General features: G+C 69.9%; 10 protein-coding genes. 4 read left to right on the top strand and 6 right to left on the bottom strand.

Translation table 11 applies throughout. From position 1 onward, the window contains the following. Window positions 1-8: 8 nt before the first annotated feature. Together MYSTI_RS38370 and MYSTI_RS38365 are read right to left on the bottom strand one after the other, a co-directional pair. Window positions 9-2,762 carry a beta-propeller fold lactonase family protein gene (locus tag MYSTI_RS38370; protein ID WP_015353256.1) on the bottom strand — a complete coding sequence of 918 codons (2,754 nt, stop codon included), beginning with the start codon at window positions 2,760-2,762 and terminating at the stop codon, window positions 9-11. A gap of 133 nt (window positions 2,763-2,895) precedes the next feature. Further along, entirely contained in the window at window positions 2,896-3,309 is a 414-nt protein-coding gene (locus MYSTI_RS38365; protein WP_144370226.1) for a hypothetical protein, read from the bottom strand. A gap of 126 nt (window positions 3,310-3,435) precedes the next feature. Between MYSTI_RS38365 and MYSTI_RS38360 the strand changes: the two genes are divergently transcribed. Then, window positions 3,436-6,018 carry a glycoside hydrolase family 15 protein gene (locus tag MYSTI_RS38360; protein ID WP_015353254.1) on the top strand — a complete coding sequence of 861 codons (2,583 nt, stop codon included), beginning with the start codon at window positions 3,436-3,438 and terminating at the stop codon, window positions 6,016-6,018. Window positions 6,019-6,185: 167 nt separating this feature from the next. Here MYSTI_RS38360 and MYSTI_RS38355 read toward each other — a convergent pair whose 3' ends face one another. The 3 genes from MYSTI_RS38355 to MYSTI_RS38345 form a co-directional block, all read right to left on the bottom strand. Then, window positions 6,186-6,758 carry a hypothetical protein gene (locus MYSTI_RS38355; protein WP_015353253.1) on the bottom strand — a complete coding sequence of 191 codons (573 nt, stop codon included), beginning with the start codon at window positions 6,756-6,758 and terminating at the stop codon, window positions 6,186-6,188. 104 nt (window positions 6,759-6,862) lie between these two features. After that, complete coding sequence (locus tag MYSTI_RS38350) at window positions 6,863-8,158, bottom strand: hypothetical protein (protein WP_015353252.1); 1,296 nt, start codon at window positions 8,156-8,158, stop codon at window positions 6,863-6,865. A 1-nt stretch (window position 8,159) separates the two neighbouring features. After that, window positions 8,160-10,928 carry a TonB-dependent receptor domain-containing protein gene (locus tag MYSTI_RS38345; RefSeq protein ID WP_015353251.1) on the bottom strand — a complete coding sequence of 923 codons (2,769 nt, stop codon included), beginning with the start codon at window positions 10,926-10,928 and terminating at the stop codon, window positions 8,160-8,162. 292 nt (window positions 10,929-11,220) lie between these two features. On the opposite strand from MYSTI_RS38345, the gene MYSTI_RS38340 reads away from it, so the two are divergent. The 3 genes from MYSTI_RS38340 (at window position 11,221) to MYSTI_RS38330 (ending at window position 13,604) form a co-directional block, all read left to right on the top strand. Beyond that, window positions 11,221-12,330, top strand: a complete 1,110-nt coding sequence (locus MYSTI_RS38340) for a GRAS family protein (protein WP_015353250.1) — start codon at window positions 11,221-11,223, stop codon at window positions 12,328-12,330. Between the two features lie 272 nt (window positions 12,331-12,602). Then, window positions 12,603-13,100: a CinA family protein gene (locus MYSTI_RS38335; RefSeq protein WP_015353249.1), complete on the top strand. Its 498-nt coding sequence runs from the start codon at window positions 12,603-12,605 to the stop codon at window positions 13,098-13,100. Between the two features lie 90 nt (window positions 13,101-13,190). Continuing rightward, complete coding sequence (locus MYSTI_RS38330; RefSeq protein WP_015353248.1) at window positions 13,191-13,604, top strand: hypothetical protein; 414 nt, start codon at window positions 13,191-13,193, stop codon at window positions 13,602-13,604. Between the two features lie 18 nt (window positions 13,605-13,622). Here MYSTI_RS38330 and MYSTI_RS38325 read toward each other — a convergent pair whose 3' ends face one another. Continuing rightward, window positions 13,623-19,331 carry a sensor histidine kinase gene (locus MYSTI_RS38325; protein WP_015353247.1) on the bottom strand — a complete coding sequence of 1,903 codons (5,709 nt, stop codon included), beginning with the start codon at window positions 19,329-19,331 and terminating at the stop codon, window positions 13,623-13,625. Between the last annotated feature and the right edge of the window lie 10 nt (window positions 19,332-19,341).

The following is a 19,341-nucleotide window of genomic DNA, read 5'->3' as shown; positions in this document are numbered from 1 at the left end:
CGCGCGCCTCAAGGGCTGATGCGGCTGGCCGGGTCATCGGGGCGCGTGCCCCGGTCCAGCTCATCGCGGTCCAGCGCGCCGTCCAGGTCCCGGTCGATGCCGATGCGGACCTCGGAGCCCTTGGGCACCACGGTGTAGGTCAGCTCGCCTCCGGCGCGTGCGAGGGTTTGCAGCAGGGACGCGGTGACAGTCTCGGCCGCGCGGTCGGTCTGGAAGAGGCCGCCGCCCATGTATGTGAATCCTCGCGCCACGCCGCCCTGGAGGCCCTTGACGACGAGGCCCACCTTGCCGGTGTCGGCGAGGGAGAGGAGCGCGGTCAGAGTGGTCGTCTGCGCGGGCGTGGGGCTGGCCGAGGTCAACGTCACCTGCTTGCCGACGGCCGCGTGGGTGTCCTTGCTGTCGGGGCCGGGGGGCTCGGCGACGGTGGTGTTCGTGCCCTTGGGCAGGTCCGAGCCGGAGAACGCCAGCATGAAGGCCACCATGTCGGCCACCTCCTGGTCGCTCTGGAGGGTGAACACGGGCAGGGTGAGGAAGCGCGCAATCGAGTCCACGCCGCCGTCATGCGAGAAGCCGAAGCCCGCGAGGTTCGACGTCTGCGTGAACTCCATGCCGACCTTCTCGTAGAGGTTGCGCAGTTGCGAAATCTTCATCGTCACGTTCGAGAACCCATCCACCGAGATGAGGCCCGTGTGGCGCTCGCCGCTGGGGCCTCCGGCGAAGGGGACGAACTGGTTGCCATTCCACAGCACGTCCGCGCCCATGCCCGTGGGCAGCGTGTGGCACGTCGCGCACGCGAAGCGGCCCGAGTCGAGGAGGCGCGGTGGGCGGTAGATGCGCAGGCCGTTGACCGCGTTCCCGTTGGGCAGGGGTTGGCCGGCGGTGCCGAAGCGGCCGGTGGTGAAGTGGCCGGGCAGGGGCAGGCTGGTGGGCAGGGAGTTGTCGAGGTTGCGGAAGGGATTGGGTGGGAAGGTGAGCGTGGCGAGGAAGTTCTCGAACTGCTGCATCTCCACGAGGGTGAGGAGGGTGTCGTCGCCTTGGAGGCTCTGGAAGGCGTCGTTGAACTCCTCGAGTCCCGCGCGGTCTCCGCGCCAGTGCAGCGGCTCCTTGCCGATGATGTCCTGGAGTGTCTGGGTGGTGATGGGGCCCTTCATCGTGTGCCACGACTGGAAGCCCGCCGTCAGCCCGGGGATGCCCATGCCCAGGTTCTGTCCGGTGACGGCCTTCATGTTTCCGGAAGGGTCCCCCAGGTCCCACGCGAGCCGGTCGAGCCGTCCGTCGATGTGACACGACGCACAGGCGACGTGGCCCAGGCCCGAGCTCTTGTGGGTGTCATAGAGGTGGGGCCGGCCGGCCTTGATGGCGACGGGGGTGGGGTCGAAGAACGGCACGCGGAAGAGCTCGGTGTTCGTGGCGGTGTCGATGACGGACAGGCTGGCCGCGAACTTGTTGAGGACGTAGAGGCGGGTGCCCGAGAGCACGACGCCGGTGGGGCCCTCGCCGACGTTGATTTGGGTGATGCGTGCGCCGGTGTCGTCCATCACGGCGACGTTGTTGGAGCCCATGCCCGTCACGTAGGCGCGAGTGCCCGCGGTGTTCCAGGCGATGCCGCGCGGGTCTCCGAGCGCCACGTCGCGAGTCGCCTGGGGCAGCGTGGGCGTGGTGTACGTGAGGTGAGGGTTGAGGTCGAAGCGGGCGACGGTTGCGGGATTGGCGGGGTCGACAGAGGCGGCGAGGACGCGGAGGAAGCGGCCCTTGAGGTTGGGCTCGAAGCGGACCTCGTTCGTCGAGTCGGTGCCCACGACGACGACGCGGCCCCCGGGATGGACGGACAGGGCCATGTCCAGGTTCATCAGTCCGCTGGCGTAGGTGATGGCGAGCGTGGAGGCGTTGATGATGGCGAGGTCCCGGTCGGGCAGGTCCCAGCCGGCGCGGCGTCCGGATGAAGCGGCGCTGGTGCCGGAGACGAAGCGGGTCCAGTCGCCCCGGTTGTCATCCAGCCAGCGGCCGCTGGCGTCCTTCTTCACGATGAGGCCGACGGGAGGCGGGTTGGGATTGCCTGTCTTCTTCGGTGGGTTGAAGGCGCTGCCGGAGTTGGGCGGTGGATTGACGCCGCCGTAGGGGCCGGCGCTGCTGCTCACGACGTTGGGAGGAAAGCCGCCGCTGCCCATGGCGTTGCCGCCGCCGAGGACGGTCGTGCGATTGCCGGACTCGAAGAAGGCCACATAGACCTGGGTGCCCGCCGCGTTGACGGCGAGCGCGCGAGGCTCCTCGCCTTGCAGGGCCAGGCGGGTGGGCGTGGCGAGGGGATTGGAGGCGTCGAGGACGAGGACGCGATTGACCTGCGAGCAGGAGATGAAGGCGCGCTGGGGAGAGCCTGCGAAGGCGACGTCGGCGGGCTCATCGTCGGTGGGGACGGTGGCCTTCACGTTGGAGGTGGTGAGGTCGACGATGCTGACGCTGTCGGAGACGTGGTTGACGACCCAGGCCTCCGTGTTGCTTCGAGCGCGCACGGACACGGGGTCGAGTCCCACGGGGATGGACGCGGTGAGGACGGGCGTGCCGCTGGCGAGGGAGAACACCAGCAGTCGGTTGTCCGCGGTGTTGACGGCCAGGAGGCGGGAGCCATCCGGCGTCAGCTCCAGGGGATGCACATGGGGATGCTCCCAGTTCACGAAGCCGCTGGAGGTTTGAGCCCAGGAAGCGCTCGCGGCCAGCACCAGGCACGGCAACAACGAGACCAGCACCCTTCGGACGACCGACATGGGACCTCCTGCTGCGAACGCCTTGCGCTCACTCGTGTGGAGATTTCCGCTAAGTCTGTGAAGTCAGGCTAGTCGTGTTGATGTGCTTTCGAAAAGACAAAGACGGGTCAGCGTTGGCGAAGACACATCCGCGTCAGGGGTTGGGCGATTCGGGGGGTGCGGCCTTGGCGACGACGACGCCTTGCGCCGTGACGGCGTAGACCTCCCACCAATCGAGGACGCGGCCGCTGGCGCCACCGCAACGGTCGAATCGCTGCTCGACGGCAACGAAGTACAGGCCGGGTGTCTGGCCCGTGAAGACGGAGACATCCAAGCCTTGCTCTGGGCTCGAGCATCCCGTGAACAGGTTGGGGAAAGGAGGGCTGCTCACCACCTCGCGGATGGCGCTCGCGGCGGCGAGTGCCGCGCCTGCTTCCAACGGGTCGACAAGTTTCCTGGAGGTGTGCTCATCGGGCCAGGGCACCACTCCCTCCCAGAGGGTGCATGGGGGGGTGCACCCGTGGAGTCCGGCGGCGATTCCCACCCATTGGAGGGTCTTGAGCATCATGGCCCGCATCTTCGCGGGTCTTCGTCACCCGGGTCACTGGGTTGTGATTCTCGGCCCCGAAAAGGAGGGCGTGGCCCACCAAAGACTGGTCACGGTTGGTGAAAGCACACCAGAATCCGCCGCATCATGCGCATCCACCTCCTGTGCCGTGGCCGGGTGACTTCGAGCGTCGCGCTCCTCCTGGCGTCCCTGCTGTGGGGCCTGTCGCCGGAGGCTCGGGCGGAGGTGGCGGTCCGACGCACGTTCTTGAAGCTGGCGTCGTCCAACGGGCACGGCGCGGTGATGCTGGACCTGGAGGAGAAGAAGGTGTCGCACTTCCGCGAGCACCTCTTCGCCACGGAAGAGCCCGTCATCGACGCGTCAGGCAATGACGTCTACGTTCGCGGCCAGCCTCGCGTCGTGCACTCGCGCGACGTGTTGTTCGACGCGTTCTTCGGCCTGCGCTCCGAGGGCACTCAGCGCTGGATGAACACCCAGGCCGCGGACCTGGATGCCAGTGGTTACGCCCCCTGGGCTCCTGGCAGGACCGGCGGCACGGGCCTGGCCACCCTCGTCCAGCGCGTGGGACCGCTGGAGGTCACGACGTATGTCTTCGCGCCTCAATCCGTGCCCCACGCCGCCTTCGTGATGGCGCTGCGCGTGCGCAACACCGGCGCGTCCACGTCCCCGGGCGTCAGCGTGTTCTCCCTCCACAACTTCCACCTGGGCTTCGGCCGCCCCGGAGTCATGTCGGAGCTGGACGAGAACGGCGAGACCCTGGAGGTGCACGGCGATGACTTCGTCGAGAAGGGCTTTGCGGGCGTCGTCGTGGGACGCCCGCTGGGCGCGGCGGCTCGCAAGGCCGCGTGGACCTCGGGCGACTCGGGGGCTGGCAATGGCTTCATCACCGTGAAGAACGGTGGACAGCAGGACCTGCGAGACTTCACGGCCGCGCCCTCCGCGCAGACAGGCTGGGCCTCCGCGTATCAGTTCAACCTGGGGGACATCGCGGCGGGCTCGGAGAAGTGGGCCGGCGTGGCCTTCGTGCACCTGGGGAACCCGGACGGCATGGCCACCGCGAGGCAATGGCTCTCCGACTACGTCGGCACCTCCGACGCGAAGTCCCTCGTGGACGCGGAGGTGGCGCGCTGGGCCTCCTTCCAGACGGACACGGTGAAAGTCCCCTCGGGCGCCGCGGCGAACGAAGAGACGCTCGTGCGCCACTCCGCCGTGGTGCTGCACATGGCGCAGGTGCGCGAATCAGAGACCTTCCTGCGTGAGTCCTTGGGCCGCGATGGAGAGCCGCGCCTGACGCGCTTCAAGGCGCCGAATGGCGCACCCGCCGCGCTGCCGGGCATCGTGAAGCACGCGGGCAAGGGCGCGGTGCTGGCCAGCCTTCCTCCAGGCCAATGGACCTATGCGTGGATTCGAGACGGCGCCTACGCGGCGGCGGCGATGGCCACGCTGGGCATGCGGAGCGAGGCCCGCGAGGCCCTGTCGTACTACCTGAACGCGGACAGCGGCCGCTTCCAGCACTGGCGCGAGCTCCAGCCCTACCGCATGCCGCCGTACCTCATCACCCTCACGCGCTACCACGGCTTCGGCGTGGAGGAGACGGACTTCAACGAGGCGGGACCGAACCTGGAGTTCGATGGCTTCGGCCTGTTCCTCTGGGCGCTGCGGCACTACGAGCGCACCACGGGCGACCTCTCGCTGGTGAACCAGACCTGGCCCACCGTCTCGACGAAGGTCGCGGATGCGCTGGTGGCGCTCATCGACCCGGAGACAGGACTCATCCGTCCGGACTCGTCCATCTGGGAGACCCACTGGAACGGGCGTCAGCGCGCGTGGGCGTACACGAGTCTGACGGCGGCGCGGGGCCTGTGCGACGCGGCGGTGCTCGCCGAGCGCGTGGGGGACTCCGCGCGAGCGACTCGCTACCGCGCCGCCGGTGAGTCCATCCGCCGCGCGATGGCGGAGAAGCTCACGGACCACCAATTCGCGCTGGCCTCCAACCTGGAGGAGCTGCGGTCCGGACGCGGCTACTGGGACACGGCGGTGTTCGACGCGTTCGCCATGGGCCTGTTCGACCCGGCGGGGAAGATTGCGCGTGAGACGATTCGAGGACTCGACCTGCGTCTGTTGTCACCCGCGGGGGCGGGATGGGTTCGGAACGATGATCGCTACGACCACATGGGCTGGGCGGACATGAGCCCGTGGGGGAGCGAGTACGACAGCGCGGAGTGGGTCATCGTCAGCCTGCGAGGCGCGATGGTGAAGCGGATGGCGGGAGACCCGGCGCGCGCGGACCGCGTGCTGAAGTGGGTGACCGACCAGTCGCTGAAGAACTACCTCGCGGTGGCGGAGACCTATGACGAGCAGAGCGGCGCGTACAAGTTCAACGCGCCCATGGTGGGCTTCGGCGCCGGGGCCTATGCGCTGGCGCTGGCGCATCGCGCGGACGGTGCGGCGGACCCCGCGTGTGGCGCGTACCTGGACGAGAGCACGCTGTCGAAGCCGCCCGATGCGGGCCCAGGGGAGCCCGATGCCGGGCCCGTGGACGCTGGTCACGACGCGGGCCCTGGCGAGCCAGATGCCGGTCCGGTGGAGCAGCCCCTGGTCGGTGGTGGTGGCGGTGGCTGCAACGCAACAGGGCCCGGTGCGATGGCGGTGTGGCTGATGCTGGTGCTCGCCGGGCTCCTCGCACTGACGCGCACGAAGCGGGCTTGAGCAAGGCCCCTGCGTGAGGAGGTCGCGCTCGAGCAGGAGGCCTGTGCTCATGGACGCGGAGCACTGATGCGCGGGCTCGCGCGCGATGTTCGAGGACGGCCGAAGCGGGGCTCCTCCGCGCGGGGAGACAGGTGTCACGACCCACCTTGTCACCAGGCCACGCGCCGTCAGCGCCGAGAGTCCTTGCGCGCCTGGGTCCGACGGTTGCGAGCGACGACATGGGAGGTGCGTCGCACCGCGCCGAAGCCCTGCTGCTTGCGCGCACCGCCCTTGCGGCGCTGTGCCTTCATGCTCCGCTGGGAGGCCGTCGCCATCTTCCCCGCTGTCCGCGTCCTGCGCACGGGCTTGCGACCCGTGGCGGCACGCTTCGTCCGCAGCGCCCGGCGAGGCTTCGCCATCTTCCGCTTGGCGAGCGCCGCGGCCCGAGCCTCCTGGCGCTCCATCAGGGCCAGGCGCTTCTCGAACCGGGACAGCGCCTGCTGGAAGTACAGCGCCTTGCGCACCGTGTTCGCGTTGCCCTCCGCGCGACGGGAGCGGGTCGGCGTGCGCTTGCGCAGGGCCTCTCTCCGCTGGCGCCTCGCGGTGTCCTGGTACTTCCGCATCAACTTGCGCGCGCGCAGGATGCGGCCGCGCAGGTCGCGGGTGGACAACTCCACCACGTTGCGAGGCGAGCTGGACAGCACGAGCCGGGCTTCGGGCTCCGTCAGCAGCGACATCTTCTTCGAGGGACTCGTCGGCAAGGGTCTGCTCCTTCAAGACACCGTGGACTTCCTCGCGGAACGTCCGCACATGTCCCCCAGGGAGCAACCTGCACCCTGGGGCGATTGAGGAGCCCCCTCGCGCGTCACTCGAACACGGACAGCTCCGCGAGCGCGAAGACGGGGAGCGTCCGGCTCTTGTCCTGCGACTGCACCCGCAGCCGGACGTGGCGGACGGGGGCCTCACCCGCGAGCGGCACGTCGAAGAAGCGCGCCCTGTGGAGCACGTCCAGCGGCGCGTCTCCGTAGGGGCTGTCACCTTCCGTCCCATCGAGGGCGATGTTCACGAAGATGCCGAAGAGGGACTTGGGGTCGAAGTTCTGGTGGAGCACGTCCGCGAGCGGCGACCAGGTGAAGCCATCCATGCTGCCTTCCAGCAGCACATGGATGGAAGGGTCGTAACCCAGCACGACCTCCAGGTTGCGCAGGACGATGCGCCGAGGCCGCACGGAGTCCTCCCAGGAGACCACCACCTCGCTCACGCCCGAGTCGCGCGACTCCGGCTTCGTCTGCACGGAGCGCAGCGAGCCATCCGTGTACGGACACGGCCCCTCGCCCGGCGACGGGTAGCACACGGCGCCTCGGCTGACGGGGCGCACGGCACCGGAGGGGATGGCCTCTCGTGGCCCTCGCCACTCCACGCGGAAGGCCACGCTGCTGTCGCTGCCGCCCAGCGGCTCGAACATCCAGGTGCCCATCGACACGGCGCGAACCTGCGCCGCGACGCCCGGAAAGTCCTCCAGTTGATAGGGATTGGGCTGCCAGGGCGAGGCGGGGTCGTGTGTCTCCCAGACCAGCCCATCCGCTCCCGAGAGTTGCACCACCGGATAGGGCGGGAGCGAGTCGACCTCCTGCACCTCTGGACTCCCGGGGAGGAGAATCTGGGGCAGCTTCGCGGAGTAGGGCTTCGCGGGCGGAGGCGGCGCCTTGGCGAAGCTCAGCACCGGCCCCTCCTGTCCCGAGGCCACCACCAGCCGAGGCTCCCAGGGCCGCAGTGGAGGCACCTCCGCGTCATCCCAGAACTGAAACGACGTGTAGACACCGTGTCCCTGCTCCAGGGGCGCGGCGACCCGGAAGCGGTACTCGGTGAAGCCATCGATATTGTCGCGGGTCGTCTCGCCCGAGAGGACCTCCAGCACGTAGTCCCCGCGCTGGTCGCTCTGGAACTCCGCGTAGGGCGTGAAGGTCTCGGGCGCGGAGGGCGGAGGCCCGTAGGGGGAGCGGGAGTACGCCTTGCGCTCCAGCGCCACCGGCACGTGGGCGTACGGCGAGCCATCCAGGTGCTGGAGGTTGCCGTAGACGAAGACGGGGTCCTCCGGCATGCGGTCGCAGCCAGCACCGAGCAGCGCGAGGAGGGACAAGGGAGGGAGCAGTCCGCGCATGTCAGTAGGTCCCCTTCAGGCCGAAGAGAGGGAGGATGATGGGGATGTTCGTGGGCTTCCGCTCGGCGGCGTCGGTGGTGAAGCTGAACCCATACTCATACGCCACCACTTCCTTCTGGGCCGACACGTTGAGGATGTCCAGGTAGGCGTCGAGCGTGAAGTCCTCCAGGGCCCACGACTTGGCGACGCGCAGGTCCACGCGGAAGAAGGAGTCCAGTCGCTCGGCCCGGTCCCGGTCCTGCCGCACCCATTGCTGCTCTCCGTCGGGCCGGGTGACGAGCCGCTGGGTGAGGCTGGTGATTTCACCGGCCTCCGGGCGGCCGGTATTGAAGTGGAACACCGTGCCCACCGTCCAGTTGTTGCCGAACTTGTAGCTGACCGCCGCGTTGAGCACGTGGGCCTGCTCGAAGGCGAAGGGGAGGGTGACCCTCTCCGAGCCCACCACGCGGTTGTCATCTCCATACCGGTCGATGAGCACGCGGCGCTTGCTCTGGAGGAAGCTGTAGGAGACCCAGCCGAACCAGTCGCGGCCCAGCGGGTGGCGGGCCATCAGCTCGAAGCCATACGCATAGCCGCTCGAGGCTGGCGACGTCGCGCCCACGCCACCGCGCCGGCGGTTCTCCGCCACCTGTTCCAGGTCCAATTCCACCGCGCGGGAGAGGGGGTTGTAGAAGACGTCGCCGCTCAGCTCCAACCCCTCCATCGCCTTCCACTCGGCGCCGACGTCGAGCTGCACTCCCTCCTGGAGGCCGTAGCGGAGGCTCGCGGTGTCCACGGCGGGCAGGTGCAGCAGCACGGTGGGCGGCTGGTGGAAGAGGCCCGCGCCGCCCTTCACCACGAGCGTCTCCGTGAGGCGTCGGCGAACGGACAGGCGCGGCTCCACCACGGTGTGCTGGATGCCCGGTGACAGGTGATAGCTGTCCACGCGCACGCCGGGCTGGAGCACCCAGTCCTCCGAAGGCAACCACGTCACGGACGCATACGCGCCGGAGAAGGTCGCCAGCGACGAAGGACGCTTGAGCGGGTCGGCCGAGTCCTCCGGCCGCGTGCCAGGAGGAATGCCGGTGCCCGTCATCTTCGTGGCGGCGCGACGGTGCTCCACGTCACCGCCGACGATGAGCTCCAGCGTCTCGCTCAGCTGGCGCTTCCAGCTGGTGCGCGCGGAGAAGCTCACCTGGTTCATCCCGTACTCGCCCACCTGGTGGCGGCCCATGCCCGCGCCGTTGGGACGCTGGTACGACTCCTCGCCGACGAGGCCCATGGAGTCGACGCCCACGGTGGTGCCCACCTCCAGCTCGCCCTCCGCGAGGGGATGCAGCAGCCGCAGGTCCGCCCGATGGAAGCGGGAGGCGATGCCGACGCCCAGGTCTCCCTCGTAGTCGGTGCCGGGCGTGGAGCCCACGCTGTCGGAGCTGCCCAGGGCGAACAGGCGCAGTCGTCCCTGGCCGACCTTCTGTTCGATGCGTGCCTGGTAGTCCCAGAAGTTGGCGTACACGCCCGCGTCGCTCGAGCCCGTCGCGAGCTTGGAGCCCACCGTTATCAGCAGCGCGGAGTAGCTGATGCGGCCCGCGACGCTGACGGAGGTGCCGGTGCTCTCGAACGGGTACTCGATGAAGCCGCCGCTGTTGAGCAGGTCCGCGTAGGCGGTGAAGTGCAGCCGGTCCTCGCGAGGACGGCTCAGCCGGCCCTCCACCGCGCCGCCCAGCACGCGGCCGTACTGCACCGGCGGCGTGCCCGGGAAGAAGTCGACGGTGTCGATGAAGTCCGGGTGCACCACCGCGGGCCCCAGCAGCAGGTGGTACAGCATGGGGATGCGCACGCCATCGAGGAAGAAGCCGGTGGCGGCCGGCTGACTGCCGCGCACCACCGGATAGCTGATGCCCGAGGCGAGGCTGCCCACGCCGGGCATGAGCATCACGACGCGGAAGGGGTCGCCCAGCGTGCCGGGCACCTCGCGAATCTCCTGCTCGTGCAGCGTGATGCGCGTCACCTCGGTGCGAGGCCGGTCATCGCGCACCACCGTCTCGTAGGGATTCACGCGGCCGGGCTGGAGCCGGTAGATGACCTGGAGGGACTGGCCCTCGGCGAGGGTCTCCTCGAACTGGCCGGGCTGGTGTCCGGGGGCGCGCACCTCGACCTGGTGCGGACCGGGGCTCAGCTCCACGGCGAAGCGGCCCTCGGCGTCCACGGTGCCCACGGGCTCGGTGCTGCCGTCGACGAAGAGGGTGGCGTCGGCCACGGGGCGGCGGGTGCCTCTCGCGCGAACTTCTCCCGTGAGGCGCGCGGTGGCGGTGGGGACGGGGGCGGCGGGGGGCTCGAAGCGGTAGATGAAGGGCAGGCGCACCGCGACGGGGGCACCGGCCAGCGTGGCGGGGGTGAAGCGCAGTCCTGGGGCGGCCTGGAGCGCGGCCTCGGTGAGCCGAGGCTCCTGGGGCGCGGTGACGACCTGGATGTCGGAGACGGTGCCCTCGGCGCTGACGAGCAGCTCCAGCACGACTTCGCCCGGGGTGCCCTCCAGGCCCTGGGGCCAGGCGGCGGGAGAGGGCGTCACCAGCGTGGGGGGCACCAGTTGGACGTCACCGCCGTCGGGGGTGAGGCCCAGCCGCTTCGCGTCCTCGGCGGAGAGCGCGGTGCCTCCGTCCTGGTTCTGGAGCTCGACCTCCACCTCGCGCGACCCGGTCGCGGGCGAGGGAAGGCCCTGTGTCCACGCGAGGCCAGGCCAGAGGGCCACCAGCAGGAGGACACGGACGACATCACGATGAAACTTCATGGACTCCCTCAACACCTGAGGACTCGAGAACTGTCACCTGGTGGGCACGCCAGCAGGGGAGAGGAGGCTCGCCCCTCGGTGCGGGGGAGTCCACATCTTCCGGTTGGGCTCGATGTGAGTGGTTTCGGCGGAATCCGGAGGCGCGGGGCCGGGAAGGTCTGTCCAAGCATGCGACTGCGTGTGTGACACCTCACGGACAAGGGGCACGGGCGCGCTGCCTGCGTGGAGGCGACTGGAGGGCACCATTATTTTTGAAGCGGGGTGGGGGCCCTGGGGGAAGGAGCGCAGGGGAATGCGCACGTCGAAGGAGGAGCTGCTCTTCCAGGCGATGGAGCACGCGGTCGCGGGGAGGGCGGTGGAGGCGCGGCGGGCGTTGCGCTCATTGGAGTCGCGGCTGGACGTGGACGTGGTGCCGGAGGACCTGGGCTACCACTTGTTCGCGATGGCGGTGGCGCATCGGCTGGAGGGCTCGGGGGCTCGCAATCCCTATCTGAATCCACGGGTGGAGGAGGGGGGGCGGCAGATTGACTTGTTCCGCTCGCTGATGACGCACATGCCGCTGGCGTCGACGGCGGATGTGTTGGCGAACGCGGTGTTGGAGGAGCTGCTCGGGAATCGGGGTGAGGCGACGCTCGTCGACGTGGGCATCGGACAGGGGCGGCAGGCGGGGCGGTTGCTGAGGTTGCTGTCGAAGCGGGGAGTCTTGCCGCGCAGGCTGACCTTGGTGGGGGTGGACCCGAGTGGGGCGAGCCTCGAGCAGGCGGAGGCGGCGGTGGCGAAGGTGGCGCGCGAGGTGGGCGGAGCGGTGCGCTTCATGGGCGTGGAGGCGCCGGTGGAGGAGGTGACGGAGGCGACGTGGTCGAAGCTGCGCGAGCTGCCGGGGCCTCGGGTGGTGAACGCGGCGTTCGCGATGCATCACGTGGCGGAGGAGCCGGGGCACGCGGGTGCGGCGAGGGATGCGGTGCTCCGGCACCTGCGTGCGCTGGAGCCGGTGGGGCTGGTGTTGTCCGAGCCGAACACGGACCACTTCGGGGCTTCGCCGCTCGTGCGCTTCCAACATGCCTGGCGGCACTTCACGCATGTCTTTCAATTGCTGGACACGCTGGGGGTGCCGAGTGACGAGCGCGCCGCCATCAAGCGCTTCTTCGGGCGCGAGGTGGAGGACGTGGTGGGCACGGTGGATGAGGCCGCGCGCTGTGAGCGGCATGAGATGGCGGCGACGTGGATGGCGCGGCTGCGCCGGGCGGGGTTCGTGCCACTGGAGTGGCTGGAGCGGCTGCGGCCGGAGGGCGTCCATCCCGCGCTGACGCTGCGGCGAGAGCCGGGGCTCGTGGGGTTGAGTTGGCGCGAGGAGATGCTGGTGGCGGTGCTGGCCGTGCGCCCGGATATCGCGAGGGCGTGAGGAGCGGGCACGCCCGGGAGATGCCAGGCGGCGCCTCCACGCCGCACGTGCGCGGGGAGGACGCGTACCGGGCAACACCTCCACGCCGCACGTGCGCGGGGAGGATGCGTACCGGGCAACACCTCCACGCCGCACGTGCGCGGGGAGGGCGCGTACCAGGCGACGCCTCCTCGGTGGCGTATGCGGCCCGGGCGTGGGAAAGGAGATGCACGGGTTTGGGGCGCGGCCGCGGAGGAGTGCAGCTGACGACCTCGTGAGCAGGAGGCAAGCGCGTGACGGGAGATGCACTCGAGGACCTCGCGAGGCAGGTGTTGGAGCGCTGCCGCGACGCCGGTGTGCGGTTGGTGCTGGCGGAGGCGTGCACGGGCGGGCTGCTCTGCGCGCGGCTGACGGACATCCCAGGGGCCTCCGCCGTGGTGGAGCGTGGCTTCATTCCGTACTCCCATGAGTCCAAGGTGGAACAACTCGGCGTGCCCTTGGCGCTGCTCCAGGCGCATGGCTCGGTGAGCGCGGAGGCCGTGGAAGCGCTCGCGCGCGGGGCCCTGGAGCACTCTCGCGCGGACTGGGCCATCGCCGAGACGGGCATCGCGGGACCGGGTGGAGGCACCCCCCAGAAGCCCGTGGGGCTCGCCTTCATCGCCGTCCTTCGCCGAGGAGGAACCGCGGCCGTCGAGCGCCAGGTCTTCACGGGTGACAGACGTCAGGTGCGCCACGCCATGGCCGAGCGCGCGCTCACGTTGTTGCTGGAGGAAATCAGCGTCGAATCGTGAACTGGACGTTGGCCCCGCACTCCCGGGTGCCTGGGCACCCGTCGGGTTCCTACTTACGCTCCTCCGGGTCCGTGTGGCGAAGGAGCGCCGGTGTTCCGAATCGACGTCGATGGCGAGCACGCCATCGTGGAGTTCGTCCTGGATGGCTACATCCGCGTCCAGGAGATGGAGTCCTTCGTTCAGGAGTTGGAGAAGGCCACGGCCTCGCTCTCGGGGCGTGATATCAAGATCAAGGCGGACCTGAGGACCCTGCGGCCGGCCTCGCCAGAAGCCGCGAACATGATTCGCCGAGTCCAGGAGTACGGCCTGCGCTCCGGCGTGGTGCGCGTGGCGGAGTTGGTGGAGAGCGAGCTCGTCGCGCTCCAGCTCAACCGTGTCGCGGAGAACAGCCACACGGACAAGATCCTTCGCCGCTTCTGGGAGGAGGCCCCCGCGCGGCGCTGGCTCATCCTCGGCGACGAGGAGGAGGACGAGAGCCCCAGCCCCCGTCCGATGCCCGGCTGAGCCCGGGCCTGGAAGCGGCTACGTGGGGAGCGTGAGGGTGAAGGTGCTGCCCACGCCCGGCGTGCTCTCCACGTGGATGCTCCCGCCCAGCGCGCTGATGATCTCCCGAGCCAGGTGCAGTCCCAGCCCGAGCCCCCCGTAGGCGCGGACGGACACGGCTCGCTCGAAGCGCTCGAAGATGTGGGGGAGCTGTTCGGCGGAGATGCCGATGCCCTGGTCCCGGACGCTCACGTGGACGTGCGTGCGGTCATCGGCCCAGGCGCGAAGGGTGATGGGCTTGCCCGGCCCGAACTTGAGGGCGTTGGACACCAGATGGACGAGCACCTGTTGCAGCCGGGTGCCATCCCAGTGACCCACCAGCGGGCCTTCGACCTGGAGCTCCAGCTCGCAGTGCGCGCGTTGGAGCGGCTCGCGCAGGAGTCGAGCGACGGTGTCGATGACGTCCGCGAGGTCGACGAGCGACAGGTGCAGGTCCAGTCGGCCCGCCTGGAGATGGGAGATGTCGAGCATCTCCTCCACCAGCGTGGTGAGCTTCGCGCTCTGCTTGTCGAGCGTGCGCAGGCTGCGCACCGCGAGCGGCGGCAGCTCCGGCGGCACGTGGCGCAGGAGCGTCTGCACCATGAGGCGCAGGGAGGTGAGCGGCGTGTTCAGCTCGTGCGAGGCCACGCTGAGGAACTCATCGCGCAGGCGGATGCTGTCCTGGGACTCGCGATACAGGCGCGCGTTGTCGATGCAGACCGCGACACGCCGGGCGAGCTCCTGCGCGAGGTCCAGGTCCACCTGGCTGTACCGCCGCCCCGGCGTGGAGGAGACGAAGGTGGCGACGCCCAGCGTCTTGCCTCGCGCGATGAGCGGCACGTGCATGGCGGCCCGAGGATTGAGCTCACTGAGCCGCTCGACATAGTCAGGCCCATGGCCGTGCTCGCGCAGCACGGACTGGGTGACATCGGTGCGAAGGAAGGGCTGGCCCGTGCGCAGCACGCGGACGATGGCGGGGGGAGAGGTGCAGCCGATGGGGTACTTCTCGAACAGCTCGTGCAGGTGGCGGTCCTTCTCCGGGTCCACGTGGGCCGCGGCCAGCATGCGCAGCTCGCCCCCCGGGTCGAGCACGGAGAACATGCACCAGTCCGCGAGGAAGGGGACGACGAGGCGCGTGGCCTGGGCCAGGGTCTTCTCCAGGTCCAGTGACTCCGCCAGCGCGAGCCCGGAGTCGGCCAGGAAGCGCACGGCTTCCTCGGCGCGGCGGCGCTCCTTCACCTCGACGTGGAGCTGCTCGAACAGGCGGCTGTTCTCCAGCGAGATGGCAATCTGGGACGAGAGCGTCCGCAGCAATCCCATCCGCTCCGGCGTGAAGGCGCGGGTGGCCAGGTCGTTCTCCAGATAGAGCACGCCCACCGTCTTCCCAGGCCGCTGGATGGGAATGGCCAGCGCGGACTTCACGGCCCGGCGGACGACGTAGGTGTCTTGAGTGAAGCGGCCCTGGTGCGCGGCATCGGCCAGGACCAGCGTCTCGCCGGCGTGGAACGTGTGCTCCAGGAGGGAGACGGGCACCTGGTTCGACTCGGAGAGTGGCGTGTGCTCCAGGCTGACGGGCTCGGAGATGGCTCCGACGGCGCGCACCTGCAGGGTGCCTTCCTCCTCCAGCAGCAGCGCGCCGCGCGTGGCCCCCGCGGCCTCGAAGCACACCGCCATCAGCTTCTCCAGGAGCCGGTCCAGCACCACCTCGCCCATCAGCGTCTCGGAGGCCTTGAGCAGCGTGAGCAGGTCCAACGACGCACCCGGTGCGCCCAGGCTCGGATGGGCCACGCCGGATTCGGCCCACGGGCGGTCGACGACGCTCTTGAGCTCGGGGAACTCCTCTTCCAGCAGCGTCACCTTGGCCTGGGCGCCCCAGCGCGTGAAGCAGTCCATGGCCGCGCGAAGGTGGAGGGTGGCGAAGCGCTTGTGGCCAAGTTGTTGATGGAAGCGCCCCGCCAGCTCGTTCGCGATGGCCTCGTCATGGAGGAAGCCCTGGAGGTGCGCGCCGTCGATGGCGCTGTCGTAGAGGCCCATGGCCTCCAGGGGCCGGCCCTCGACGCGGGCCACCTCGGCGGCGACGAGCTGGTGCTTGTGGCGGAAGTTCTCCGGACACAGGCCCGCCCAGGCGCCGAGCTGCCGCTGGTTCTCCTCGACGGCGGCGAGCGCCACGTCCCGCTCTTGGGGAATGCGGGTGGCGCGCGCCAGCATCGTCAGCGAGGTCAGGACGTTGAAGTCGACGTTGCGGAAGAAGCCCTGGGCGAAGTGGACGTAGGGCAGCACCTCGCGAGACATCCTCGCGGCCTCGTCCAGGTCCCCCAGGACGTAGGCGACGAACAGCCTCAGGAGCGAGCGCAGGTAGAGGCTCGTGTGGGCCATCTGCCCCGAGGCGAGGAAGTCCTTCTCGACGAAGTCGTCATCATCCAGGCGCGCGAGCTGGTGGGTGCGCCCCTGGAGCGCGCGGATGGCCTGTCGGTAGAGGACGGAGACATCCGCCATCACCTGCACGCCGCTGCGCCGGGCGAAGGAGAGGCTGGTGTCGATGGAGCCGAGGATGCGCACCAGCTCCGTGCCCATGGCCAGCTCGGTGGTGACGACGTTGGCGAGCGCATAGCTGGTGTACTGGAGGTCGCCGCTGGCCAGGCCCGTGGTGATGGCCCGCCGCAAGAGGGACAGGTTGGTGCGCAGGGGCGCGCGCCAGTGGTTGATGTTGAGCGTGAGGGTGACGAGCGCCCGGCACTCCTGCCGCGAGTCCCCCATGCGCCGGGCCAGGGAGATTCCCAGGTGGCAGAAGGACTCCGCGCGGGCCGCGTCGCCCCGGCTCGCCAGCAGCGTGCCGTGATAGGCATACACGGAAGGCGCCCAGCGGGAGTTGCCATGCTCCAGCGTCAGCGCGAGGGCCCGCGTGTTGAGATACGCATACAGGTCCGGGTCGACGAAGTACGCGGGCGTGACGAGTTCCGAGAGGAGCTGGACACACGCGAGGTGCCTCGGGTCCTCCATCGGCGGCGCGTTCAGCAGCTCCTCCACCGCGCGTCCTCGGAGCTGGAGCTCCACGTTCCCGAGCTCGGCGGAGAGGGCCTGGGTGTAGCCCTCCTCCGGCAGCTCCATGCCGAACAAGCGCAGCCCTTCCTGGCCCGAGCGGACGGCCTCCGCGTAGTGGCCATTGAGCAGGTGGGCCAGCACCTGGAGGACATACAGGTCCACCTTGCGAGGCGCGGAGGCGGCGTGCTCGTGGGCGGTGTGCAGCAGCTCCTCGGCTTGTCTGCCATTGCCGGAGAGGTAGGCGCACTCGGCGGCCTCCTTGTGGACCTGGAAGAGCTGCTCGTGGCGCCGAGGCCACTCGGTGGGCGGCAGCAGGGACAGGCCCCGCGTGAGGTACACCAGCGCCGCGCCGAAGGCGGACGCCGCCTTGGCCTTGAGGCCCGCGCGGAAGAGCAGCTCCGCCAGCGCTTGTCTCTCGGCGACGTCCTGGGACTTCTCCAGGCCTCGGTAGAGGTGGTCCACCACCGAGAAGAGGCGCTCCTCCAGCACCTCGCCGCGCGCGCCGCGCAGCAGCCATTGTCCCGCGGCGCGGTGCAGCTCCGCGCGCTGGTCCTCGGTGAGCAGGGAGTACGCGGCCTGCCGGACGCGGTCGTGCGCGAAGCGATAGACGGCCTCCTGCGGCGCGGAGGCGTCCGGCGTCGCTCGCGGATGGGGCGGTTCGTTCTCCGGGATGAGCAGCCCCTCGCGCAGCAAGGTCCACAGCGCGGAGGCGGCGTCCTCGTCCCGCTCCTCCACGAGGGCCGACAGCACCCCCAGCTCCACGCGGTCGCCCAGGCACGCGGCCACCTCCAGGACGTGCTGGGCCCGCTCCGGAAGCCGACGGATGGTGTCGAGCATCAGCTCCACCACGTTCTCCGTCACCTCCACGCGCGCCAGTCGCTCCAGCTCCCACGTCCACGTGCCGTGCTCCCAGTCGAAGCTCAGCAAGCCGGAGCCGTGCAGCATCCGCAGCAGGCGGGTGAGGAAGAGGGGATTGCCCGCGGTCTTGCGCAGCAGCAGCCGGGCGAGGGGCGCGACGTCCTCGGGCTGGCGGCGGAAGGTGTCCGCGCACAGCGAGGTGATGGCGGCGTCATCCAATGGGGACAGCTCGAAGGTCCGCGTGGGAATGGCGCCTTCTTCGTCGAGCGTGCGCAGGACGCGGGGCAGGAGCGGCTCGGGCCCCAGCTCCTGGGGACGCCACGCGACGATGAAGAGGAGGTGCAGCGAGCCCGGGTCTCCACACAGGCTCTTGAGGAGCTGGAGCGAGCCCGGGTCCGCCCACTGGAGGTCATCCAGGAACAGGACGAGCGCATGCCGAGGCGTCGCCAGCGCCTGCACGAAGGACTGGAAGAGGAGGTGGAAGCGCGCGGCGGCCTCCACCGGTCCCAGCTTGGGAGGAAGTGGCTGCGGGCCGAGCAGCTCCTCGAGTGCGGGGATGACATCCGTGATGACTCGCGCGTGAGGACCCAGCGCGCCCAGGAGGCGCTGACGCCAGACATCGCGCGCCTCGGGTGTCTCCTCCATCAGCTCGCGCACGAGCCCTTGAAACGCCTGGACGAAGGCAGAGTAGGGGACATTGCCCTGGAGCTGGTTGAACTTGCCCGTCAGCAGCCGGTCTCCTGGCGCCGCGTCGCGAGAGAGGTCATGGACCAGCGCGGACTTGCCGATGCCCGCCGCGCCGGAGAGCAGCACCCGCTCACTGGTGCCTCGGCGCACCCGCTCGCGCGCGGCGCGCAGCTCGGCCTGCTGGGGCTCGCGGCCGTAGAGGCGCTCCGGGAGCGAGAGCAGTCGGGCCAGGTCCAGCCGCCCCAGCTCGAAGTCCTCCGGCGCGTGTCGAGCCTGACGCCGGCGCACCTCCTGGAGGTCCGCGAGCAGCGAGTCCGCGCTCTGGTAGCGCTCCTCCGGCATCTTCGCGAGCAGCTTGAGGACGATGTCCGCGACGACGCGGGGGATGGTGGGGTTGACGAAGGTGGGAGGGACGGGCGCTCGGGCGAGGTGCGCGTGGACCAGCTCCACCGGGTCTGACGACGTGAAGGGCGGCTGGCCGGTGAGCAGCTCGTAGAACGTGGCGCCCAGCGAGTAGAGGTCGGCGCGGTGGTCGATGGGCCGGTTCATCCGCCCGGTCTGCTCGGGAGCGATGTACGGCAGCACCCACTGGAGCTCCGCGGGCATTCCTCCCGAGGGCGCGAGCCCGGAGACGCGCGTGGCCAGGTCGAAGTCGACGAGGGTGAGGTGACGGCCGTCGGCGCTCATCACCAGGTTGGTGGGGTTGATGTCCCGGTGGATGACGTGCTGGTGGTGGAGCGCGGCGAGGATGCCGGTGGCCTGGAGGGCCAGCTCCAAGAAGACCTCCACCTCCACGGGCCTGCGGTGCTGCCAGGCCTGGAGGTTCTGGGGCCCGCTGTCCTCCAGCGCGAGCACGGGCAGGCGCGAAGGCAGGTCCTCCAGCCAGCGGGCGCGCGCCAGGTGCGGCACGGTGTCTCGCAGCTCGCGCAGCAGCGTGTACTCGTGGCGCAGCATGGCCGCGCTGCCCGTGGCGAGCGGCCCCTGGCGCACCTGCTTGATGACCAGCGGGACGCCGTCCTGGCCCCACGTCCGCAGGACGACGTACCGGCGTCCCCGGTGGATCTCCCGCAGCCCTTCGGTGCCCGGCGACTGCCACATCTCGCCCTCGCCCGTGAAAGCCATGTCATTCCAT

Source organism: Myxococcus stipitatus DSM 14675 (assembly GCF_000331735.1).
In the GTDB taxonomy this organism is placed as follows: domain Bacteria; phylum Myxococcota; class Myxococcia; order Myxococcales; family Myxococcaceae; genus Myxococcus; species Myxococcus stipitatus.
The sequence above is the reverse complement of the archived record's forward strand: the minus strand, read 5'-3'. Positions and strand labels throughout refer to the sequence as shown.

What these genes read in the sequence shown, in the direction of transcription:
- MYSTI_RS38340 (WP_015353250.1), top strand. Translation starts at nt 11,221, where the DNA reads ATGCGCACGTCGAAGGAGGAGCTGCTCTTCCAGGCGATGGAGCACGCG.
- MYSTI_RS38350 (WP_015353252.1), bottom strand. Translation starts at nt 8,158, where the DNA reads ATGCGCGGACTGCTCCCTCCCTTGTCCCTCCTCGCGCTGCTCGGTGCT.
- MYSTI_RS38325 (WP_015353247.1), bottom strand. Translation starts at nt 19,331, where the DNA reads ATGGCTTTCACGGGCGAGGGCGAGATGTGGCAGTCGCCGGGCACCGAA.
- MYSTI_RS38370 (WP_015353256.1), bottom strand. Translation starts at nt 2,762, where the DNA reads ATGTCGGTCGTCCGAAGGGTGCTGGTCTCGTTGTTGCCGTGCCTGGTG.
- MYSTI_RS38360 (WP_015353254.1), top strand. Translation starts at nt 3,436, where the DNA reads ATGCGCATCCACCTCCTGTGCCGTGGCCGGGTGACTTCGAGCGTCGCG.
- MYSTI_RS38345 (WP_015353251.1), bottom strand. Translation starts at nt 10,928, where the DNA reads ATGAAGTTTCATCGTGATGTCGTCCGTGTCCTCCTGCTGGTGGCCCTC.
- MYSTI_RS38365 (WP_144370226.1), bottom strand. Translation starts at nt 3,309, where the DNA reads ATGATGCTCAAGACCCTCCAATGGGTGGGAATCGCCGCCGGACTCCAC.